The following is a 302-nucleotide window of genomic DNA, read 5'->3' as shown; positions in this document are numbered from 1 at the left end:
AACGTGGCAGGGTTTTTATATGGAGGGGGCGTGAGAACATGGTTAAACGGCCATCAAGCGTTCCATCCACATTCACCAGTGGCGTTCGGTGTTTTGCCGGATAGGTGGTGGAGTCTTTAATTGTCGGTTTCCCGTCTTCTACGGTGACCGTCAGGTTGGACATCTCTTTTTTATTGCCATCCGGAAAGGCACCATACAGGGTGACCTGACAGGTATCGTCCGCGCGATAGGTAAAGTCATCCTCATACGCACCTGATGGTACCGTACCGAGCTCTAGGTGGTTTTCTCCCGGCTGTAAGTAA

Annotated in this window: 1 pseudogene; it reads right to left on the bottom strand. The window is 51.3% G+C overall.

The features are described 5' to 3' along the window. Nucleotides 1–302: pseudogene (locus BZJ21_RS16505) on the bottom strand (glycosyl hydrolase family 26); the annotation flags it as partial.

The sequence above is a fragment of the Salinivibrio costicola subsp. alcaliphilus genome, assembly GCF_001996185.1.
Lineage (GTDB): Bacteria > Pseudomonadota > Gammaproteobacteria > Enterobacterales > Vibrionaceae > Salinivibrio > Salinivibrio costicola.
The sequence above is the reverse complement of the archived record's forward strand: the minus strand, read 5'-3'. Positions and strand labels throughout refer to the sequence as shown.